The organism is Micromonospora psammae (assembly GCF_036902725.1).
In the GTDB taxonomy this organism is placed as follows: Bacteria; Actinomycetota; Actinomycetes; order Mycobacteriales; family Micromonosporaceae; genus Micromonospora.
This window is the reverse complement of sequence record NZ_JBAKHM010000014.1, coordinates 1-20,948: the sequence shown is the minus strand read 5'-3', so window position 1 is coordinate 20,948 and position 20,948 is coordinate 1. Positions and strand designations below refer to the sequence as shown.

Annotated in this window: 21 protein-coding genes and 1 pseudogene; 9 read left to right on the top strand and 13 right to left on the bottom strand. The window is 74.4% G+C overall.

What is annotated here, in order from left to right; genetic code table 11:
* Positions 1-118: 118 nt before the first annotated feature.
* Positions 119-433 (bottom strand): annotated as a pseudogene (locus tag V6U79_RS17670) (phosphoribosyl-AMP cyclohydrolase); the annotation flags it as partial.
* 551 nt (positions 434-984) lie between these two features.
* Here V6U79_RS17670 and V6U79_RS17665 point away from each other — a divergent pair.
* The 3 genes from V6U79_RS17665 to V6U79_RS17655 are packed head-to-tail and all read left to right on the top strand — an operon-like array spanning position 985 to position 3,076.
* Positions 985-1,731, top strand: coding sequence for an ABC transporter ATP-binding protein (locus V6U79_RS17665; RefSeq protein WP_334615218.1), 747 nt, complete (start codon positions 985-987; stop codon positions 1,729-1,731).
* Entirely contained in the window at positions 1,728-2,483 is a 756-nt protein-coding gene (locus V6U79_RS17660; protein WP_334615217.1) for an ABC transporter permease, read from the top strand. The genes V6U79_RS17665 and V6U79_RS17660 overlap by 4 nt, the downstream gene beginning before the upstream one ends.
* Entirely contained in the window at positions 2,483-3,076 is a 594-nt protein-coding gene (locus V6U79_RS17655) for a TetR/AcrR family transcriptional regulator (protein ID WP_334615216.1), read from the top strand. The genes V6U79_RS17660 and V6U79_RS17655 overlap by 1 nt, the downstream gene beginning before the upstream one ends.
* A gap of 4 nt (positions 3,077-3,080) precedes the next feature.
* On the opposite strand, the gene V6U79_RS17650 is transcribed toward V6U79_RS17655, so the two are convergent.
* Positions 3,081-3,830, bottom strand: a complete 750-nt coding sequence (locus tag V6U79_RS17650) for a DUF2470 domain-containing protein (RefSeq protein WP_334615215.1) — start codon at positions 3,828-3,830, stop codon at positions 3,081-3,083.
* Positions 3,831-3,899: 69 nt separating this feature from the next.
* Between V6U79_RS17650 and rpsD the strand changes: the two genes are divergently transcribed.
* Complete coding sequence (rpsD, locus tag V6U79_RS17645; protein WP_334615214.1) at positions 3,900-4,508, top strand: 30S ribosomal protein S4; 609 nt, start codon at positions 3,900-3,902, stop codon at positions 4,506-4,508.
* Positions 4,509-4,545: 37 nt separating this feature from the next.
* On the opposite strand, the gene V6U79_RS17640 is transcribed toward rpsD, so the two are convergent.
* A complete protein-coding gene (locus V6U79_RS17640; protein WP_334522537.1) occupies positions 4,546-6,330 on the bottom strand; it encodes an ABC transporter ATP-binding protein in 1,785 nt (594 codons plus the stop codon).
* Positions 6,331-6,385: 55 nt separating this feature from the next.
* Positions 6,386-8,257 (bottom strand): ABC transporter ATP-binding protein, encoded by a 1,872-nt coding sequence (locus V6U79_RS17635; protein ID WP_334615213.1) that lies wholly within the window; start codon positions 8,255-8,257, stop codon positions 6,386-6,388.
* A 169-nt stretch (positions 8,258-8,426) separates the two neighbouring features.
* Between V6U79_RS17635 and V6U79_RS17630 the strand changes: the two genes are divergently transcribed.
* The 3 genes from V6U79_RS17630 (at position 8,427) to V6U79_RS17620 (ending at position 12,185) form a co-directional block, all read left to right on the top strand.
* Complete coding sequence (locus tag V6U79_RS17630; protein WP_334522534.1) at positions 8,427-9,056, top strand: TIGR03085 family metal-binding protein; 630 nt, start codon at positions 8,427-8,429, stop codon at positions 9,054-9,056.
* A 226-nt stretch (positions 9,057-9,282) separates the two neighbouring features.
* Positions 9,283-10,221 carry a terpene synthase family protein gene (locus tag V6U79_RS17625; RefSeq protein ID WP_334615212.1) on the top strand — a complete coding sequence of 313 codons (939 nt, stop codon included), beginning with the start codon at positions 9,283-9,285 and terminating at the stop codon, positions 10,219-10,221.
* A 137-nt stretch (positions 10,222-10,358) separates the two neighbouring features.
* Positions 10,359-12,185 carry an AMP-dependent synthetase/ligase gene (locus tag V6U79_RS17620; RefSeq protein ID WP_334522530.1) on the top strand — a complete coding sequence of 609 codons (1,827 nt, stop codon included), beginning with the start codon at positions 10,359-10,361 and terminating at the stop codon, positions 12,183-12,185.
* Between the two features lie 298 nt (positions 12,186-12,483).
* Here V6U79_RS17620 and V6U79_RS17615 read toward each other — a convergent pair whose 3' ends face one another.
* Both V6U79_RS17615 and yczR read right to left on the bottom strand, forming a co-directional pair.
* Positions 12,484-13,722 carry a low temperature requirement protein A gene (locus tag V6U79_RS17615; RefSeq protein WP_334522528.1) on the bottom strand — a complete coding sequence of 413 codons (1,239 nt, stop codon included), beginning with the start codon at positions 13,720-13,722 and terminating at the stop codon, positions 12,484-12,486.
* 106 nt (positions 13,723-13,828) lie between these two features.
* A complete protein-coding gene (gene yczR / locus V6U79_RS17610; protein ID WP_334615211.1) occupies positions 13,829-15,286 on the bottom strand; it encodes a MocR-like transcription factor YczR in 1,458 nt (485 codons plus the stop codon).
* A 58-nt stretch (positions 15,287-15,344) separates the two neighbouring features.
* Between yczR and yczE the strand changes: the two genes are divergently transcribed.
* On the top strand, positions 15,345-16,001 hold the full coding sequence (gene yczE, locus V6U79_RS17605; protein WP_334522522.1) for a membrane protein YczE: 657 nt from the start codon (positions 15,345-15,347) through the stop codon (positions 15,999-16,001).
* Between the two features lie 58 nt (positions 16,002-16,059).
* A complete protein-coding gene (locus V6U79_RS17600; protein ID WP_334522519.1) occupies positions 16,060-16,518 on the top strand; it encodes a hypothetical protein in 459 nt (152 codons plus the stop codon).
* Between the two features lie 34 nt (positions 16,519-16,552).
* On the opposite strand, the gene hisF is transcribed toward V6U79_RS17600, so the two are convergent.
* The 7 genes from hisF to V6U79_RS17565 all read right to left on the bottom strand — a co-directional run bounded on the left by hisF (position 16,553) and on the right by V6U79_RS17565 (position 20,857).
* Positions 16,553-17,320 (bottom strand): imidazole glycerol phosphate synthase subunit HisF, encoded by a 768-nt coding sequence (hisF, locus tag V6U79_RS17595; protein ID WP_334522516.1) that lies wholly within the window; start codon positions 17,318-17,320, stop codon positions 16,553-16,555.
* 71 nt (positions 17,321-17,391) lie between these two features.
* The gene (locus V6U79_RS17590) at positions 17,392-18,390 is read right to left on the bottom strand and encodes an NADP-dependent oxidoreductase (protein ID WP_334615210.1); all 999 of its coding nucleotides are present in this window, start codon (positions 18,388-18,390) and stop codon (positions 17,392-17,394) included.
* A 43-nt stretch (positions 18,391-18,433) separates the two neighbouring features.
* Complete coding sequence (locus V6U79_RS17585; protein ID WP_334522566.1) at positions 18,434-18,865, bottom strand: organic hydroperoxide resistance protein; 432 nt, start codon at positions 18,863-18,865, stop codon at positions 18,434-18,436.
* A gap of 5 nt (positions 18,866-18,870) precedes the next feature.
* Positions 18,871-19,317 (bottom strand): MarR family winged helix-turn-helix transcriptional regulator, encoded by a 447-nt coding sequence (locus V6U79_RS17580; RefSeq protein WP_334522510.1) that lies wholly within the window; start codon positions 19,315-19,317, stop codon positions 18,871-18,873.
* An 88-nt stretch (positions 19,318-19,405) separates the two neighbouring features.
* Positions 19,406-19,795: a RidA family protein gene (locus V6U79_RS17575; RefSeq protein WP_334522507.1), complete on the bottom strand. Its 390-nt coding sequence runs from the start codon at positions 19,793-19,795 to the stop codon at positions 19,406-19,408.
* Positions 19,792-20,517, bottom strand: coding sequence for a bifunctional 1-(5-phosphoribosyl)-5-((5-phosphoribosylamino)methylideneamino)imidazole-4-carboxamide isomerase/phosphoribosylanthranilate isomerase PriA (gene priA, locus V6U79_RS17570; RefSeq protein ID WP_334522505.1), 726 nt, complete (start codon positions 20,515-20,517; stop codon positions 19,792-19,794). Before priA ends, V6U79_RS17575 begins: the two co-directional genes overlap by 4 nt.
* A 16-nt stretch (positions 20,518-20,533) precedes the next feature.
* On the bottom strand, positions 20,534-20,857 hold the full coding sequence (locus tag V6U79_RS17565; protein WP_334615284.1) for a hypothetical protein: 324 nt from the start codon (positions 20,855-20,857) through the stop codon (positions 20,534-20,536).
* Between the last annotated feature and the right edge of the window lie 91 nt (positions 20,858-20,948).

Sequence of the window (20,948 nt, the reverse complement as noted above, 5' to 3'; positions counted from 1 at the left end):
CCGCCCGGGCGAGCTGGTCGACGTAGCGGTCCAGCCGCCCGTCGGCCAGCGCGTCGGCCAGGTCCGGGCCGGCCACCTCGGCGATCCGGTCGGCGTACGGGCGGACCAGCGGGACGACACCGGCGACCAGGCGGGCGGCGGCGCCGCCGAGCTGCCCGGTGGAGGCGGAGCGCAGCCCGAGGCAGAGCAGCATGTCGTCGCGGTAGCCGGCCGGGGCGACCGGCAGGTGCAGGGCGGCGGCGAAGGCGGCCCGGCGGGAGGAGACCCGCACGCCCGGGTTGGCCAGCCGCAGCACCGAGGGACAGAGTCGGGCCAGGTCGGCGGCGGCCAGCCGGACCCCGAGGTGGTCGCCGCGGGACCGGGCGCCGGCGACCTTCCCGAGGGTGGCGAGGAGATCCTCCAGTCGGGGCTCGTCCGCCGGCTGGCAGAGCACCGGCAGGTCGATCCGGGGACGCCAGCGGGGGTCGGCCCAGAGCAGCCGGGCGGGCGCGGTGACCGGCAGGCCGAACGCCCACTCGGCGGGTTCGCCGAGCCGGTCGACCCAGGACCGCACGTCCCGGGCGGCCACCGAGACGTGCACGATCCGCCCCTCCACCTCGGCGAGATACGCCCGGCGGGCGGCGTACCCGGGGTCCGCGCCGGCGGGGTGCGGCGGGCGGGCCGGGGCGTCGACGAGCACGTCGAGGTCGACGTCGCTGTGCGCGGTGGCGCCGCGTCGGGCGTGACTGCCGCGCAGCAGGATGCCGACGACCGGACGGTCGGCGCACTCGCGCAGCCGGGTCGCCCAGTCGTCGAGGAAACCGCCCTCCGGCAACGGAGCGTGATCCACTGCGCCATCGTGCCGTACGCCCCATCGGCGCGCAATGCCCGATGACGGACGCCCTGTCCGGTCCGTCGGGTCACTCGAAGTCCACCGTTGCGCCGGGGCGGACAACTCATCTACCGTTGAGTTCAACAGATGATGAGTTTCGAGGGAGGTGGACGGTGGAGGACGCGATCACGATCCGCGACCTGGTCGTCGACCGGGGCCGACGACGCGTGCTGCACGGCGTCAGCTGCGCGGTGCCGCGCGGCACGGTGACCGGTCTGCTCGGGCCCAGCGGCAGCGGCAAGACCACCCTGATGCGGGCGGTGGTGGGGGTCCAGGTGGTCGGCTCCGGCTCGGTCACCGTGCTGGGCGCGCCGGCCGGGGCGCCGGCGCTGCGGCACCGGGTCGGCTACCTCACCCAGGCACCCAGCGTCTACGCCGACCTGACCGTCCGGGAGAACGCCCGCTACTTCGCGGCGCTGCACGGGCGCGACGCGGCCGACGCCGACCGGGCGGTCGCCGACGTCGGCCTGGCCGGTGCGGCCACCCAACTGGTCGGCACCCTCTCCGGCGGCCAGCGCAGCCGCGCGTCGCTGGCCTGCGCCCTGGTCGGGGAGCCGGAACTGATCATCCTCGACGAGCCGACGGTCGGGCAGGACCCGGTGCTGCGGGCCGACCTCTGGGCCCGGTTCCACGCCATGGCGGCCACCGGGACGACCCTGCTCGTCTCCAGCCACGTGATGGACGAGGCGGCCCGCTGCGACCGGCTGCTGCTCATCCGGGAGGGGCGGCTGATCGCCGACGACACCCCCGACGCGGTCCGCGCGCGCACCGGCGCCGACGACCTCGAGGAGGCGTTCCTGCGGTTGATCCGGACCAGTGAGGCGGGCCAGGACGGCCCGACCCGTGAGGAGGTGTCATGAACCCGAGGATCCTGACCGCCACCACCGGCCGCATCCTTCGCCAGCTGCGGCACGACCGGCGCACGGTCGCCCTGCTGGTGGTGGTGCCGACGGTGCTGCTGACCCTGGTCTACTTCATGTACGTCGACCAGCCCACCCCGCCCGGGCAGCCGTCGCTGTTCGACCGGGTGGCGCTGGTGATGCTGGGTCTCTTCCCGTTCATCATCATGTTCCTGGTGACCAGCATCGCGATGCTCCGGGAACGCACCACCGGCACCCTGGAACGGCTGCTCACCACCCCGCTGGGCAAGCTGGACCTGCTCTTCGGCTACGGCATCGCGTTCGGGCTGGCCGGCGCGGTGCAGGCCACGGTCGCCGCGTCCGCGGCGTACTGGCTGCTCGACCTGGACACCGCCGGTAGCATCTGGCTGGTGATCATGATCGCGGCGGTGAACGCCGTGCTGGCGGTCGCGCTCGGGCTGCTCTGCAGCGCCTTCGCCCGTACCGAGTTCCAGGCGGTGCAGTTCATGCCGGTGGTGGCGCTGCCGCAACTGCTGCTCTGCGGGCTCTTCGTGCCGCGCGGCGAGATGGCCGGCTGGCTCCAGGCCGTCAGCGACGTGCTGCCCCTGTCGTACGTGGTCGAGGCGTTGCAGGAGGTCGGGGCGCACGCCGAACCGACCGGCACGATGTGGCGGGACGTGGCGATCGTGGCCGGCGCCGCGGTGCTGGCCCTGGTGCTCGCGGCGGCGACACTGCGGCGGCGCAGCGGGTGATGGCCCGACGCACCGGCCGGCGGCCCGGCAATCCGGACACCCGGGAGGCGATCCTCGACGCCGCTCGGACGGCCTTCGCCGAGCGCGGTTTCGACGCCGCCTCCATCCGGGGCATCGCCACCGCCGCCGGGGTGGACCCGGCGCTGGTGCACCACTATTTCGGCACCAAGGAGCAGCTCTTCCGGGCCACCGTGAACGTCCCGCTGGACCCGGCCGAGCTGCTCCCCGGCGTGCTGGCGGGCGGGACGGACGGGGTGGGCGAGCGGCTCGTCCGGACGTTCCTCACGGTCTGGGACTCGCCGGCCGGGGCGGGGGCGGTGGCCCTGCTCCGTTCGGCGACCAACAACGAGTGGACCGCCCGGCTGATGCGGGAGTTCCTGGTGACCCAGGTGCTGCGCCGGGTCCTGGACCACCTGGACATGCCGCCGGCAGAGCTGCCGCTGCGCGGCTCGTTGGTGGCCACCCAGATGATCGGCCTGGCCATGATGCGGTACGTCATCCGGCTGGAGCCGGTCGCCTCCGCCGACCCGGAGACGCTGGTCCGGGCGATCGGCCCGACCGTGCAGCGCTACCTCACCGGCGACCTGGGCTAGGCGGTCACCGGTCGTCCGCCGCCGGGCGGGTGGCCGCCGCGCGCGGGCAGAGCACCGGGTGCAGCAGGCGGGACAGCTCCGCCTGGTCGGCGACGGGACGCGGGAACGCCAGCCGGGCCCGCCGTCGGTCGCCGGGCCGGCCGTACGCGACCACCAGGCCGTAGCGGTCCAACCGGACCACCCGGGGTTCGCCGTCGGTCAGGTCGAGCCGCCGCCGCAGGTGTCCGGTCAGCTCCGGCCCGTGGTGGTCGGCGAGGTCGGCCAGGAGCGCGGACTCGATCGGGTGCAGCGGATCGGGCTGCGCGGCGGCGTACTCGGCGGGGTCGATCCGGGCCACCGGGCCGGCGCCCTCCAGGCGGGCCTCGACCACCTCGAAGCGGTGCAGCCGGAACCGGGTGCCGACGTCGAGCAGGTCCCCGGTGGGCTCCGTCGCCGCGAAGTCGACGGCCGCCTGCCGGGCCTCCGCGCCGGCCAGCGGCGTCGCCCAACCGGAGACCCAGGCGCGGCCGAGCGCCGGCGCGCCGGCGGCCGGGGGCAGGTCGAGCACGTCCAGCACCACGGCCACGTCGTCGCCGTCGTCCGGGCTCAGCCCGGCGGCGAGGTCGCTGCTCACCGGCACCAGCATCAGCACCCGCCCTTCGGCGTCGGTGACGTGCCGCACGTGGTGGGGACCGGGACGGTGCGCGAGGTGCACGAGGCCGGGGAGCCGGCCGGCCACCAGGGTCCGGACGATCTCGGCGGGGCTGGGTCCCACGGGAACACCTCCGACATAGGTTAGGCTTACCTAACTAACCCTAGAACACCTGAGCGGAGACGTCCAACCGTGAACCACCCCCGTCCCAAGGCCCGGCTGTCCCGGGCCCTCGGCATCCCGTTGACCCGCAAGTGCGTCCGCTACCTCGAGCGCCGCCCCTACCCGCCGGGCGTGCACGGCCGGGCCCGCCGACGCACCTCCGACTACCAGGTCCGGCTGCTGGAGAAGCAGCGGCTGCGGCACCAGTACAACGTCAGCGAGGTGCAGCTGCGCCGGGCCTTCGACGAGGCCGCGCGGGACGCCGGCAAGACCGGCGAGACCCTCGTCGCGCTCCTGGAACGCCGCCTCGACGCGGTGGTGCACCGGTCGGGCCTGGCCCGCAGCGTCTACCAGGCCCGACAGCTGGTCGCGCACGGGCACTTCACCGTCGACGGCCGCAAGGTCGACCGGCCCTCGTACCGGCTGCGGCCGGGCCAGGTGGTGGCCGTCCGGCAGCGCAGCCGGCAGCTCCCGCCCTTCCAGCTCGCCGCCACCGGCGCCAACGCCGACGGGCCCGGCCGGCCGTACCTCTCGGTCGACCTGGCCGGGCTGCGGGCCACCCTGCTGCGCGCGCCGGCCCGCGACGAGGTGCCGGTGCACTGCGACGAGCAGCTGGTGGTGGAGTACTACTCGCGCTGAGCCACCCGGGTCCGGCGGCCGGACCGCCGGACCCGGCTCAGCGGGTCTGCTCCAGCCAGGAGGCGTAGAGCAGCCCGTAGATCGACCCGGGGTCGCGGACCAGCTCCTCGTGCGGCCCACGCTGCACGATCCGGCCCCGGTCCACCACGATCACCTCGTCGGCCGACTGCGCGGTGGAGAGCCGGTGGGCGATGGCCAGCGTCGTCCGGCCGCGGGTGACCGCGTCCAGGGTGCGCTGCAGGCGTACCTCGGTGGCCGGGTCGACGGCGCTGGTCGCCTCGTCGAGCACCAGCAGGTCCGGGTCGGCCACGTACGCCCGGGCCAGCGCGACCAGCTGCCGCTCCCCCACGCTCAGCGCCTCGCCCCGCTCGCCGACGGGGGTGTCCAGCCCCGACGGCAACCCGTCCAGCCAGTCGGCCAGCCCCAGCTCTGTGAAGGCCGCGGTGAGCTGCGCGTCGGTCAGCTCGGGGCGGGCGAAGCGGACGTTCTCCCCGACCGTGGCGTCGAAGAGGAAACCGTCCTGCGGCACCATCACCACCCGCGAGCGCAGCGAGGAGAAGCGCACCTCGTCCAGCGGCACCCCGGAGAGCAGCACCTGACCGGCCGTCGGGTCCATCAGCCGGGTGAGCAGCTTGGCGAAGGTGGTCTTGCCGCTGCCGGTCTCCCCGACCACCGCCACCCGGCTCTTCGCCGGGATGTCCAGCGTCACGTCGTGCAGCACCGGCGGGCCACCGGGATAGCCGAAGGTCACCCCGGCGAACCGGATGTCCAGCGGGCCCGCCGGCAGGTCCCGGCCCTGCTCGCCCGGGTCGGCGACGTCGGGGGCGACGTCGAGGACGTCGAGCACCCGCCGCCACCCGGCGATCGCGTTCTGCGCCTCGTTGAGCACCTCGGTGGCGATCTGCACCGGCTGGATGAAGAGCGTCACCAGGAACAGGAAGGCGGTGAGCTGGCCGATGGAGAGCGTCCGGTCCACGCCGAGGCTGACCCCGACGACGACCACGCCCGCCAGGGCCAGGCCGGCGGCCAGCTCCCCGACCGAGCTGCCCAGGATGCTGATCCGGATGGCCCTCTGCTGGGCCTGCCGCTGCGCGTCGATCGCGTCGTCCAGCCGCCGGGCGGTGCGCCCGGCGATGCCGTACGCCCGGATCACCGGCGCCCCCACGACGCTCTCGCCGATGGTGCCGAGCAGGGTGCCGGTCCGCTGCCGGACCACCCCGTAGGCCGTGCCGAGCCGGCGTTGCAGCAGCCGGATCACCAGCACCGCCGGCGCGAAGGCGGCGAACACCACCAGGGTCAACTGCCAGGAGTACGCGAACATCACGGCCGTGGTGACCACCAGCTGACCCAGGTTGACCAGCAGGATCACCCCGCCCCACTGGAGGAACTGGGTGATCTGGTCGACGTCGCTGGTCACCCGGGAGACCAGCGAGCCGCGCCGCTCGGACTGCTGGTGCAGCATCGACAGGTCGTGGACGTGCCGGAACGCCCGGGTGCGGACGTTGGCCAGCGCGGTCTCGCTGACCGTGAAGAGCCGGCGGGTCATCAGGTAGCCGCAGGTGGTGGTGACCACCAGCACGGCCGCGGTGACGGCGACGACCCCGCCGATCACGTCGAGGTCGGGGCCGCCGACGATGCCGTTGTCGATGCCGCGCTGCACGGCGACCGGCACCGCCACCCGGCCGACCATGTAGATCAGGGCCAGGGCCAGCGTCCCGGCGAGCCCGATCCGCAGCTCCGGGGAGAGCGACAGCCCCCGCCGCAGCGTGCTCCAGGTTGTCTCCCGCGCCGCCGGCCGTTCGGCCTCCACCGTCGCGCTCACCGGTGGGCCTCTTCGTTCGCGACTGCGGGGCTCCGCTCCGCTGCACTCCTCGCGCTCACCGGTCCACCTCCAGGCCGGAGGTCAGCGGGGTGACCTCCTCGTACGTGTGGGTCTGCTCGCGCTCGTGCTCGGCCTGCTCGTACGCGGTCACCAGGTCCGCGTAGCCGGGCACGGTGGCCAGCAGCTCCGAGTGGGTGCCGCGGGCGATCACCCGCCCCTGCTCCAGGTAGATCACCTCGTCGGCCAGCGCGATGGTGGCCCGGCGGTACGCCACCACCAGGATCGACGCGGCGGCGCCGCCGCCGGCGGCCGGGGCGCGCAGCCCGGCCAGGATGGCCGCCTCCACCCGGGGGTCGACGGCGCTGGTCGCGTCGTCCAGCACCAGCAGCCGGGGCCGGCCGGCGAGCGCCCGGGCCAGGGTGAGCCGCTGCCGCTGCCCGCCGGAGAGCGAGGTGCCGCGCTCGCCGACCATGGTGTCCAGCCCCTCGGGCAGCGCGGCGACGAAGCCGTCCGCCTCGGCCAGCCGCAGCGCCGCCCAGACGTCGGCGTCGGTGACGCCGGGCCGGTCCAGGGAGATGTTGGCCCGGACGGTGTCGTCGAAGACGAACGGCACCTGGGCGACCAGCGCGACCGTCCCGGCGAGCGAGGCGGCGGTGAGGTCGCGGACGTCGACGCCGTCCAGGGTGACCGCCCCGGATCGCGGGTCGACCAGGCGTACCGCCAGGGAGGCGACGGTGGACTTGCCGGCGCCGGTGGGCCCGACCAGGGCGACCGTCTTCCCGGCCGGCACGGTGAAGCTCACCTCGCCGAGTACCTCGGTGCCGGGCAGGTGCGCCTCGGCGGGCTCGTACCCGAAGTGCACGTCGGCGAAGGCGAGCGTGGCCGGCGTCGGATCGGCCGGGTCGAGCACCCGCTGCCCGTACGGCATCTCGCCGGTGGCGTCGAGCACCCGACGGACCCGGTCCCAGCCGGCGACGCTGCGCGGCAGCTCGGCGAGCACCCAGCCGATGGCCCGCACCGGGAAGGCCAGCACGGTGAAGAGGAAGGCGACGCTGACCAGCTCGGCCACGCTGATCGCGCCCTGCCCCAGCCGGACCGCCCCGACCACCAGCACGGCCAGGGTGCCGAGGCTGGGCAGCGCCTCCAGCAGCGGGTCGAAGATGCCCCGCAACCGGCCGACGGAGATCAACGCGTCGCGCAGCTCGCCGGCGCGGGAGGCGAACCGGGCGGTCTCCTGGGCCTCCCGGCCCATGGTCTTGACCACCAGGGCGCCGTCGAAGCTCTCGTGGGCGATGCCGCTGACCTCGGCGCGCAGCCGCTGGGCGCGGGCCTGCCGGGGCGCCATCCGGCGGGAGTAGACCACGTTGAGCGCGAACAGCGCCGGGAAGACCGCCAGCCCGACCAGGGCGAGCGCCCAGTCGGTGAGGAAGAGCGAGACGATCGCGCCGACCAGCATCACCAGCGTGCCGACGGCGAAGGGCAGCGGGGCGATCGGGTGCCAGGCCGCCTCGACGTCGGAGTTGGCGTTGGAGAGCAGGGTGCCGGTGGCGTTGCGGTGGTGCCAGGCCAGCGGCAGGTCCAGGTAGCGGCGGGTCACCCGGCGCCGGTAGGCGGCCTGGAGGCGGTACTGCATGTACCCGGCGCCCAGCCGGCGGCCGAAGATGCCCACCACCCGCAGCACGCTGATCCCGAACAGCGCGGTCGCGGCCAGGGCCAGCGCGCCCGCGCCGACCGCCCCCCGGGCGATCGCCGGCACCACCACGTCGCCGACCACCGCGCCCACCACGAACGCGCTGGCGATCACCATCGCACCGAAGAGCACACTGCCGGCCACCGCGACCGCGAAGATGCGCGGTTGCTCCCGGATGGCCACCCCGAGGACGGAGAGTCCCCGGCCGAGCACGTCCCGACTCGTCCCGCTCGCCACGCTGTCCCCCGCCGTAAGCCGTATCGTTCTCCCTCATCCTTACCGGTCGCGGCCAGGTACGCCGACCCCGGCCCGTATGTCCGCCGTCACGTGTACCGCCACGCCCGCCCACCACCGCCGGCGGGCGCACGGCGCGCCGACGGCGGCGCGCGGCCCTACGATCGGCCTCATGCCGCGGTACGCCCGATCGGAGCGCGAGGCGCTCGCCGATCTGATGCTGGAGCTGGGACCGGACGCTCCGACGATCAACGAGGGGTGGACGACCCGCGACCTCGCCGCCCACCTGGTGGTGCGGGAGCGCCGCCCGGACGCCGCCGGGGGCATCGTGCTGCCGCCGCTGCGCGGGTACGCGGAGCGGGTGCGCCGCCGGATCGCCGCGCGCCCGTGGCCGCAGCTGGTCGGCCAGGTACGCCGCCCGCCGGCGTGGAGCCCGCTGGGCAACCCGCTCACCGACGAGCTCGCCAACACCATGGAGTTCTTCGTCCACCACGAGGACGTGCGGCGGGCCCGGCCGGGCTGGTCGCCCCGGGATCTGCCGGCGGGACTCCAGGCCCGGCTCTGGAAGCCGGCGGGGCTGCTGGCCCGGGTCGCCCTGCGCCGGTTCCCGGCCGACCTGCTCATCCAGGCCCCCGGGTTCGGCGAGCTGTCGGTGGGCCGGGGCGGCGAGCGGCTGCGGCTGGTCGGCGCCCCGGGCGAGCTGACCCTCTTCCTCTCCGGCCGGCAGCGGGTCGCCCGGGTGCAGATCGACGGCCCCCAACCCCTCGCCGACCGCCTCCGCACCGCCCCCCTCGGCCTCTGACGCCCACCGCGCCCGCCGCGCCCGCCGCGCCCGCCACGCCGCGGTGATCAAGGAGTTCTGGTCACGGCGGGCCCCGAACCCGGACGCAAACTTCTTGATCATCGAGCGTCGGCGGGGCGGCCGGGGTGGGCGGGGCCGGGGGGGTGCCCAGCGATCGACGTTGATGCGCTTCTGTCGTACTCTCTTGCGCGCCGACCCCGAAGCGGGTGGCCGGACAGGGGGCAGCATGCGCGGCATCGCCGGCTGGGGACTGCACGAACCCCCCTTCACCGGTGGGCGGCACGCCGCCGTCGACCAGGTGGCCGGGGAGAGTCTCGACTGGGCCCGCCACCTCGGGCTGGTCGACAACGGCCGCCGGTGGCGTCGGCTGCGCGCGGCGCACGCCGCCGAGCTGGCCGGGCGGGCCTGTCCCCGGGTGCCGGTCGACCGCCTGCGACTGCTCACCGACCTGATCAGCTGGCTGTTCGTGATGGACGACTGCTGCGACGAGGACGGTCTCGGCGCCGCGCCGGTCCGGCTCGCGCCGACCGTCTCCGCGCTGCTCGACGTGCTGGACCGACACGGCGCGTCGACCGGCGCGCCGGACGCCGGGCCGCTCGGCGTCGCGCTGGCCGACATCTGCCGGCGGGTCCGGGAGCACGGCCGCCCGCCCCTGCTGCTGCGACTGGTCAGCCAGCTTCGCGAGTACCTGCTGGCGCTGCTGTGGGAGGCGGCCAACCGGGAGCGGCGCCGGGTGCCCGAGCTGACCGAGTACCTCCAGATGCGCCGGCACACCGGCGGGGTGCGCCCCAGCCTCACCCTCACCGACCTGGCGTACGGCGGCCTGCCCGGACCCGGCCGGCGGGTGGACCCGGCGGTGGCCGCCCTCGACGACCTCACCGCCGACCTGGTCTGCTGGTGCAACGACCTCTTCTCCCACCACAAGGAACGCCACACGGCACCGGACGCGCCCAACCTCGTCACGGTGATCGCGGCGCGGACCGGGCAGGACCCCGACGCCGCCTTCCGGGCGGCGGCCGGGCGGTACAACGACGGGCTGGAGCGCTGGCTGGTCCTCGAGGCGGCGCTGGCCGGGGATCCCGCGCTCGCGCCGTTCCTGGCCGCCCGCCGGGCCTGGATCCGGGCCACCTACGACTGGTCGCTGCGCGCGGACCGCTACGCCTGAGCGGGTCCACCTCGCGAGACGCGGCGGGCCGACCGGAACCGGGGCTAGCCGATGGCCGGGTGCAGGCAATACCCTTCGGTAACCGCAGACCGGCGTGACCCCGGTCACGTCATCCACCCTCGAAGGCGGCTACAGCGATGGCTCTCGATGTACCGTACCGTTCCATCCCCGACATGTTCCTCAAGCGCGTCGCCGCCACCCCTGAGCGGCCGGCGTTCGCCCGCCCGGCACCGGACGACTCCGGGCCGGACTGGCTGACGTGGGAGCAGGTCGGACACCGTGCCAAGGCGGTCGCCGCCGGGCTGCACGGGCTCGGCGTCGGCCTGGAGGATCCGGTGGCGATCCTGGCCAACACCCGGCTCGACTGGGTGATCGCCGACTTCGGCATCATGTGCGCCGGCGGCGCGACCACCACCGTCTACCCCACCACCGAGCCCGAGGACGCGACCTACATCATCGCCGACTCCGGTTCACGGGTGCTCTTCGCGGAGAACCCGGCACAGGCGGCCAAGATCGCGGGGGCCGAGCTGCCCGCGCTGACCCACGTGGTGCTCTTCGACGGGGCCGCCGACCCGGCCGCGGCCGTACCCCAGCTGACCCTCGCCGAGCTGGAGGAGCAGGGCGCCCGCGCGCTGGCCGCCGAGCCGGACCTGATCGAGCGCATGGTCGCGCCGGTCGGCCCGGACCACCTGGCCACCCTGATCTACACCTCCGGCACCACCGGCCGGCCCAAGGGCGTCGAGCTGCTGCACGGCGGCTGGTGCTGGGAGGCGGTCGTGCAGGCCGAGACGAGCCTGCTCCGCTCCGACGACGTGCACTACCTCTGGCTGCCGCTGTCCCACTCGTTCGGCAAGACCCTGCTCTGCGGGTCGACCCACGTCGGCCTGCCGACCTACGTCGACGGCCGGGTGGACAAGCTGGTCGAGATGCTGGCGGTGATCAAGCCGACGCTGATGTGCGGCGCACCCCGGGTCTACGAGAAGGTCTACAACAAGGCGGTCACCACCGCCCAGGGCGCCGGCGGCGCCAAGGCCAAGATCTTCGCCTGGGGGGTGCGGACCGGCAAGGAGAAGGTCGCGCTGGAGCAGGCCGGCCAGCCGGTCCCGACCGGGCTGAGACTGAAGTACGCGCTCGCCGAGAAGCTGGTCTTCAGCAAGCTCCAGGCCCGCCTGGGCGGGCGGATCCGGGTGCTGGTCTCCGGCGCGGCCCCGCTGAGCAAGGAGATCGCCACCTTCTTCGCCGCCGCGAACCTGCCCATCTCCGAGGGGTACGGCCTGACCGAGACCAGCGCCGGCAACTTCGTCAACCCGCCGGAGGGGCTGCGGATCGGCACCGTCGGCAAGGCGATGGGCGACCTGGAGTGCCGGATCGACACCGACGGGGAGATCCTGGTGCGGGGCCGGCCGGTGATGCGCGGCTACCACAACCTGCCGGAGGAGACGAAGGCGGCGTTCACCGAGGACGGCTTCTTCCGCACCGGTGACATCGGCACTCTCGACTCCGACGGCTACCTGCGCATCACCGATCGCAAGAAGGACCTGGTCAAGACCTCCGGTGGCAAGTACATCGCCCCGTCGCACATCGAGGGCATGTTCAAGGCGATCTGCCCGTACACCTCGCAGGCCGTCGTGATCGGCCAGGCCCGCAACTACTGCACCATGCTGGTCAGCCTGGACCCGGACGCGATCGTCGGCTGGGCGGCCGGCGGGCCGCTGGAGGGGCGTTCCTACCACGAGATCGTCACCTCCGCCGAGGCGAAGGCCATGGTCGAGGAGTACGTCGCCAAGCTCAACGCCAAGCTCAACCGGTGGGAGACGATCAAGAAGGTCACCATCCTGCCGCGTGACCTGACCATCGAGCACGGCGAGATGACCCCGTCTCTCAAGATCAAGCGGCGCGGTGTGGAGACCAACTTCGCCAACGAGATCGACAGCATGTACGAGGGCACCCTGGCCGAGATCTGACCGGCCCCGGTGGCCGTGCCCGCTCCGCTGGTGCGGGCACGGCCACCGACCGGGTCAGAAGTGGTGACGGCCACAGCCCGCGGGGCTCGTCCCGGAAGGCGACGCCGGTGGTCAGCGCGAGCACGAAGACCGCCGCCATGACCAGGAAGCCGACCACCGGCATGACCTCAGGCGGGTCACCCGGGTCCCCGGCCCCACCCCAGCTGACCAGCCCGGACCGGGTCGTCCTACCCACCCTCGCAGTGTTCCAGCCGGCGCACGGACGACGAGCCCGATCGTGGGAAGCTCCCCCGCCGGGTCAGCGGCCGTGGGCCGGGCCGGCGCCGTGCTCGTCGAGGAAGGAGTCGCGCAGCTTCCGCCGGACCTCGCCGAAGAGCAGCACCTCGGCCGCGATCATCCCGACGCAGACCAGGGCGAGCAGCGCCAGCGCGGCGAGCGCCGGCAGCCGGTCGGCCACCGGCACCAGCACGACCAGCAGGACCATCGCCACCGCCCGGGGCCAGTTGACCGAGCGCAGGTTGCGCAGCCGGAAGCCGAGGTGGCCGAGCAGGTAGAGGACCACCCCGCCGTAGAGGGCGTAGAGGCCCAGCCCGTGCAGCGGGTCGGTGAGGTCGTGCTCGCCGCCGTCCCCGACGTACGACAGCACCTTCTTGAGCCCGAGGGCGAGCAGGACGATGCCGGCCACCATGGGCAGGTGCAGGTAGGTGTAGGAGTCCCGGGCCAGGGCGGCCCGTTCGGCGCCCTGGGCCCGCTGCAGCACCCGCTCGGCGGCGATGGCCATCACATCGAAGTACGCCCACCAGAGCGCGGCGGCCACCGCGATGCCGAGGAACGAGGCGACGATGATCGGCCAGGAGATGGGTAGCGCGGTCACCCCGACGCCGATCGCCACCAGTGACTCGCCGAGCGCGACGATGATGATCAGCCCGTGCCGTTCGGTCCAGTGCGCGGCGGAGAAGATCCGCCACCCGCCCGCCCCGATCGCCAACATGCCGCCGTAGTCGACGGCGAGGGCGAGCGCCCAGAGCAGGGTGCGCAGGTTGTCGACGCCGAGTGGGGTGTCGGCGAGCCGCTGGGGCAGCAGCGCGGCGGTGAAGAGCAGCGTCGCCCCGCCCAGCATCGGCAGCGCGGCGCGCAGCAACTGGCGACGCAGGTCGGCGTCGCCCCGGGCGGCGTGCCAGTAGATGACCAGGTGCAGCACCCGGACCACCAGGTAGCAGCCGGCGAAGACCACCGGCCCGGAGAGCCCACCGGGCAGGTCGGTGAACGCCTCGGGGATGGTCACCGCGACCACGAACATGGCGGCCATCACCGCGAAGATCGCCACCCGGACCACGCCCTCGTCGGCCCGGACCGTGTTGCCCAGCCAGGCGTAGCAGCACCAGCACCACCAGAGCAGGGCGAGCACGAGCACCCCGTGCACCATGCCCCGCCCGGTCAGGTCGCCCGCCATCAGCGCGGTCACCTGGGTGAGCGCGTAGACGAAGACCAGGTCGAAGAAGAGTTCCAGCGGGGTGACCGTGGCACCCTCGGTCATCCCGCGCATCCGAGCCCGCCGCGCCGTACCGCCGTCCGTCACGGCGCACAGTGTGGCAGCCGGCGTGGCGACGCGCACCCGCCGGGCGTCCGGCGCGTCGCACGGTTCAGGCGATCACCGACGGCTCCCGCCAGCGCGGCCGGCCGGCCCGGTCCAGGTCGTAGCGGACCGCGGCGAGTCGGCCGACCGCCTCGACCAGGTCCGCGGCGGGCAGCGTGAAGGGCAGCCGCAGGAAGCGTTCCAGCGTCCCGTCCAGGCCGAACCGGGGGCCGGGCGCCAGTCGTACGCCGACCTCCTCGGCGGCGCGCGCGAGGGCGCTGGAGATCGGTCCGTCCAGCTCCGCCCAGAGGGTCACTCCGCCGCGCGGCGGAGTGACCCGCCAGTCAGGCAGCCGCTCGGCGAGCGCGGCGAGCAGGGCGTCGCGCTGCCCGGCCAGTTGGGCCCGGCGGGCGGCGACGATGGCCGGGGCCTCGGCGAGCAGGTGCACGGCGACCAACTGGTCCAGCACCGGGCTGGCCATGTCCACCCCGACCCGGGCGGCGGCCAGCCGCTGCACCTGCGGGGCGGCGGCCCGCACCCACCCGATCCGCAGCCCGCCCCAGTACGGCTTGCTCATCCCGCCGATGCTGATCACCCGGGAGTGCCGGTCGAAGGCGGCGACCGGCGGGGGCGGTTCGGTGTCCTCCAGGGGCAGGTCCACGAAGGACTCGTCCACGACCAGGTCGGTGCCGGCAGCGTGCGCGGCGGCGACGAGCCGCTCGCGCAGCGCGGTGGGCATCAGGTGGCCGGTCGGGTTCTGGAACTCGGGGATCAGGTACGCCAGCTTGGGGCGGGTCTGGCGGATCGTGCCGAGCAGCAGGTCGGCGTCCCAGCCGGCGCCGTCCGCGGCCAGCCCGTGGGTGGCGATCCGGGCCCGGCGGGCGGAGAGCGCGGCCAGCGCGTTCGGATAGGTCGGCGACTCGACCAGCACGTTGCCGCCGGGCGCCAGCGCGAGCCGCAGCACCAGGTCCAGGGCGTGCTGGGTGCCGTTGGTGACCATGATCTGCTCGGCGCTGGTGGGCAGCCCCCGCGCGGTGTACGACCGGGCGATCGCCTCCCGCAGCTCGATGATGCCGGTGGGGTGGTAGCCGGCGCCGCCCAGGTAGCGGGGCAGGTCCTCGGTGGCGGCCCGGGCGGCCGGCACGAGCTGCGGCGGGGCGGCCAGCGCGGCGACCCCGAGGTCGATCATGTCGCGGTCGTCGAGCGGGGCCCACAGGCCGGTGCTGGCCACCCGGTGGGTGCCGGGCAGCCGGGTCCAGCTTCCCGCGCCGCGGCGGCTGGCCAGGTGGCCGGTCTCCCGCAGCTGCCCGTACGCGGCGGTGACCGTGGTGCGACTGATGCGCAGCGCCTCGGCCAGCTCCCGCTCGGCCGGCAGGCGTACCCCCAGGGGTAGCCGGCCGTCGGCGAGCAGGCCGCGGACCGCGGCGGCGAGCGCGGCGTAGTCCGGGCTGCGGCGGCGGCCCGGCAGCGCGTGCCACTGCCCCAACAGCCGAGCCAATTGGGCTCCCCTGACCTGACTCGTCATGGCCACCCCCCGCGAATTGGCTCTGTTCCGCCTCAGATTGGCTCCTAGGGTGGCATGCATGGCAGTGATTGGCAATCTCCGGCACCGGCCGGCCCGCCGGCTCACCCAGCTCTACGCCGGGCTCGTGCTCTACGGCGTCAGCATGGCCCTGATGATCCGCTCCGGGCTCGGGCTGAACCCGTGGGACGTCTTCCACCAGGGGCTGTCCCGGCAGACCGGTATCTCGGTGGGCACGGCGAGCATCCTGGTCGGCGCGGTGGTGCTGCTGCTCTGGATCCCGCTGCGGCAGCGACCGGGGCTCGGCACGGTGAGCAACGTCGTGGTGATCGGCCTGGCCGTGGACGCCACCGTCGCCCTGCTCCCCGCCGACCTGCCGCTGCCCGCCCGGGTCGGCCTGCTGGTCACCGGGATCGTCGCCAACGGCGTCGCGACCGGCCTCTACCTCGGCGCCGATCTCGGTCCCGGGCCCCGCGACGGGCTGATGACCGGATTCGCCGCCCGGCGCCCCGGCCGCTCGGTACGCCTGGTCCGCACCGTCATCGAGGTCGTCGTGCTGGCGCTGGGCTGGCTCCTGGGCGGCACGGTCGGACTCGGCACGGTCGGCTACGCCCTCGCCATCGGGCCGCTGGCGCAGTTCTTCGCCCCGATCTTCGCCGTCCCGGCCCCGACGTCCAGTCCGGACGTTCCCCGGGAAACCGTGCCTGAGCTGCGCTGACCGTGACCGGGAAAAATTGGGTGTTTTCTCCGTCGACACCTACGGGCATCATTCGTGCATGGGGGAGAGCGGATGGCGCTGGACGGACGCCTGGATCTTCGTGTCACTGGTGATCGCGAGCGGCGCCGGACGGCACCGCCGCGCGGCGGACACCCGGCGACCCGAAGGCGTCCGGCTGGCCGACGTCATCTCCACGGCGGACCACCTCAACCAGGCGATCCCGGAACGGCACGACGTGGAGGCGGCGGTCCGCCGGTTGGCCGGGGCCGGGCTGGTCAGCGTCACCGACGGCTGGTTCCGGATCACCTCGGACGGCGAGCGGCTCTGGCGCACCCGGCCGAGAGCCGGCGTGGGGACCACCGTGGACACGGTGCAGGGGGTGCTGGTCCGGCGGCACAGCCCCGGCAGCGCGGAGTGGCGCCTGGCCGAGGAGGAGCACGCCGCGGCGGTGCAGGAGTACCTGGTCCGGTCCATCCCGGCGCCGCGCCGCTCCCCCGAGGGGCAGACCGGGCGCTGACCGCCCAGCGGGACGGCGCCGACCCGAGGCGTGCTCAGCGGGTGGGGTGACCCGCGGCGCGCAGCGCGTCCTTGACCTCGCCGACGGTCAGCTCGCCGAAGTGGAAGACGCTCGCGGCGAGCACCGCGTCGGCGCCCGCGCCGATCGCCGGCGGGAAGTGCGCCACCTCGCCGGCGCCGCCACTGGCCACCACCGGCACGTCCACCACCGCACGGACCGCCTCGATCAGTGCCAGGTCGAAGCCGGCCTTGGTGCCGTCGGCGTCCATCGAGTTGAGCAGCAGCTCCCCCGCCCCCAGCTCGGCGCCGCGGCGGGCCCACTCGACGGCGTCGATCCCGGTGCCCCGGCGACCGCCGTGGGTGGTCACCTCGTACCCGCTGGGGGTGGTGCCCGTGGCCGCCCGGCGCACGTCCAGCGAGAGCACCAGCACCTGCCGGCCGAACCGGTCGGCGATCTCGGCGATCAGCTCCGGACGGGCGATCGCCGCGGTGTTCACGCCGACCTTGTCCGCACCGGCGCGCAGCAGGGTGTCGACGTCGGCGACCTGGCGCACGCCACCGCCCACGGTCAGCGGGATGAAGACCGACTCCGCGGTGCGGCGGACCACGTCGAGCATGGTGCCCCGGTCGCTGGAGGAGGCGGTCACGTCGAGGAAGGTCAGCTCGTCCGCGCCGGCCCGGTCGTACGCCGCGGCGAGCTCCACCGGGTCCCCGGCGTCGCGCAGGTCGAGGAAGTTGACCCCCTTGACCACCCGCCCGGCGTCCACGTCCAGACACGGGATCACCCGTACCGCCACCGTCATGTCACGAGCCTATCCAACGGGCACGCGGCGGCGGCCGACCTGTGAGGCCGGCCACCGCCGCGCGTCGGGACTCACACCCGGACGAGCATCTTGCCCAGGTTCTCGCCGCGGAGCAGGCCGAGGAAGGCCGCCGGGGCGTTCTCGATGCCGTCGACGACCGTCTCGTCGTACGACAGCCTGCCGTCGCGCAGCCAGCCGGCCACGTCGGCGACGAACTGGTCCCGGAGGTCGCCGTGGTCGGCGACGAGGAAGCCGCGCAGGGTGAGCCGCTTGCCGATGACCAGCGCCAGGTTGCGCGGCGCGGCCGGCGGCTCGGTGGCGTTGTACTGCGCGATCATGCCGCAGATGGCGGCCCGGCCGTGCAGGTTCATCGCCGAGATCGCGGCTTCCAGGTGGTCGCCACCGACGTTGTCGAAGTAGACGTCGACGCCGTCGGGGGCGGCCGCCTTCAGCGAGTCGCGCACCGGACCGTCGTGGTAGTCGAAGGCGGCGTCGAAGCCGAGCGCCTTGAGCCGCTCGACCTTGGCCGCCGAGCCCGCGCTGCCGACCACGTGCCCGGCGCCCTTGAGCTTGGCGATCTGGCCCACCATGCTGCCGACCGCGCCGGCCGCGCCGGAGACGAAGACGGTCTCCCCCGGCTTCATCGCGGCCACGTCGAGCAGCCCCGCGTACGCGGTGAGGCCGGTCATGCCGAGCACGCCCAGGTAGGCGCTGACCGGGGCGAGCGTCGGGTCGACCCGCCGGGCCGCCCTGGCGTCGACCAGCGCGTACTCGCGCCAGCCGAGGCCGTGCAGCACGGTGTCGCCGACCTTGATCCCGTCGGCCTCGCCGGCCACCACCTCGCCGACCGCGCCGCCGTCGAGCGGCGCGTCGAGCGCGAACGGCGGCACGTACGACTTCACGTCGTTCATCCGGCCCCGCATGTACGGGTCGACCGACATGAACTGGTTGCGGACCACGATCTGTCCCGGGCCCGGGGTGGGCACCTCGGTGGAGACCAGGCGGAAGTTGTCGGCGGTCGGCCAGCCCTGCGGGCGGGAGGCCAGGTGGATCTCACGGTTGGTGCTCATACGCTGTCGTCCTTCCGTACGTGGGGCAGGGGCCGGGGCGGGATCAGGCCGCCGCGGCCTCGCGCACGGTGAGGGCGACCTCGACGTTGCCGCGGGTGGCGTTGGAGTACGGGCAGACCTGGTGGGCGGCCTCGACCAGCTGCTCGGCGGCGGCGCGCTCCACGGCGGGCAGGTCGACCACGAGGGCGACGGTCAGGCCGAAGCCGCCGCTGCCGTTCGGGCCGATGCCGACCTCGGCCTCGACGACCGAACCGGAGACGTCGGCCTTGGCCTTGCGGGCGACCAGGCGCAGCGCCGAGTGGAAGCAGGCCGCGTAGCCGGCGGCGAAGAGCTGCTCCGGGTTGGCCGCGCCGCCGGCGCCGCCCATCTCCTTCGGGATCGCCAGGTCCAGGTCGAGGGTGGCGTCGGAGGTGCGGACGTGGCCGTCCCGGCCGTCGCCGGTGGCCTTGGCGGAGGCGGTGTAGAGGACCTGCACGGGGATCACTGCTCCTTCTGTCGGTGGATCGTCTCGGTGACCCGGGTGAGGGTGTCGCGCAGGGCGATCAGGTCGGCCTCGGAGAGGCCGGTGGCGCAGGCGATCCGCGCCGGCACCTCGTCCATCCGCTGCCGCAGGGCCCGACCGTCGGCGGTCAGGCCCACCTCCACCCGCCGCTCGTCGCGCGCCGCGCGGCTGCGGACCACCAGACCCGCGGCCTCCATCCGCTTGAGCAGCGGGGAGAGCGTGCCGGAGTCCAGCCGCAGCGCGGCGCCGAGCTCGGAGACCGTGGGGGCGTCGTCGCCACGCTCCCAGAGCACCAGCAGCACCAGGTACTGCGGGTAGGTCAGGTCGAACTCGTCGAGGATGGGCCGGTAGACGTCGGTCACGGCGCGCGACGCGGCATAGAGCGCGAAGCACACCTGACGGCGCAGCACCAGATCATCGGTCACCGGAAAACCATAGCCCGCAATTAAGTTGTGCACAACCGATCGGGCTGTGGCGTGACCGCCCCCACCGACACGCGGGGACGGCCCCGGATCACCGGTCGCCGAGCCAGGCCTCCAACTCGACCTCGACCAGCAGGTCCGGGTCGATCAGACCCGCCACCACGACCATCGTCGCCACCGGCCGCACCGCGCCGAGGACCGCGTTGTGCGCCCGACCCACCTCGTCGGCGTGGATCCGGTCGGTCACGTACATCCGGGTCCGGACCACGTCGGCCGGCTCCGCCCCCACCTCGGCGAGCGCGTCCAGGCCGATCCGCAACGCCTGCGCGGTCTGCGCCGCTGCGTCCCCCACGTGCGCCACCCGGCCGTCCACCATCGCCGTGCAGCCGGCCGTCCAGGCCAGGTCACCGGCGCGCACCACCCGCGCGTAGCCGTAGACGGCCTCCCACGGGCCGCCCGAACCCAGCCGGGTGACGGTCACGCGCGGGCCAGCGTTTCCAGGGCCTGGGCCACCGTGAACGCACCCGCGTAGAGCGCCTTGCCGGCGATCACACCCTCCACCCCGAGCGGTTCGAGGGTGGCCAGGGCGCGCAGGTCGTCGAGGGTCGAGACGCCGCCCGAGGCGATCACCGGCGCGTCCGTGCGGGCGCAGACCTCACGGAGCAGGTCGAGGTTCGGCCCGCGCATGGTGCCGTCCTTGGTGATGTCGGTCACGACGTACCGGGTGGCGCCCGCCTTGTCGAGCCGCTCCAGCACCTCCCACAGGTCACCGCCGTCGCGGGTCCAGCCACGGGCCGAGAGGGTACGACCCCGCACGTCGAGCCCGATCGCCACCCGGTCGCCGTACTCGCCGCAGACCCGGTCGCACCAGACCGGATCCTCCAGCGCGGCGGTGCCGATGTTGACCCGCGCCGCGCCGGTGCCCAGCGCGGCGTGCAGCGACTCGTCGTCCCGGATGCCGCCGGAGAGTTCGACCTTCACGTCGAGCTGCCGGACCACCTCGGCGAGCAGGTGCGCGTTGGAACCCCGACCGAACGCGGCGTCGAGGTCGACCAGGTGGATCCACTCGGCGCCGTCGGACTGCCAGGCCAGCGCGGCCTCCAGCGGGTCGCCGTAGGCGGTCTCGCTGCCGGCGGCGCCCTGCACGAGCCGGACGGCCTGGCCGTCGGCGACGTCCACGGCGGGCAACAGGGTGAGGCTCAACTCTTCTTCTCCTCGGTCAGATCCGACGGTCCAGCGCGATCACGACGATCGCCGGCAGGACCAGCAGCAGTAACACGGTCAACGCCAGCCGCAGCGCCAGGTCGTCGACCAACGTCCAGATCAGCCCCAGCGTCGCCAGGGTCAGCCCCACGATGGCGGCCCGCTCCCCCCGGCTGCGCCGGCCCAGCCGGCCGGTACGCCCGCGTCGCCACTGCGGGTTCAACCGGCGTACCAGCGCACGCCGGCGGTGCCGCCGGGCCAACTTCCGCTGCCGCACCAGCCGATCCCGGGCGGCCTCGGCCTCCCGGACCGCGCGCCGGCGCGCCCGCTCCTTGCTCACCGCGGACCCGAACGGCGGCCGACCGGCCCGGCGGGCCCGGCCGGCCCACCGGCGCCGCGACGACGCCCGGCCGCCGAAGTCGGAGGCCAAG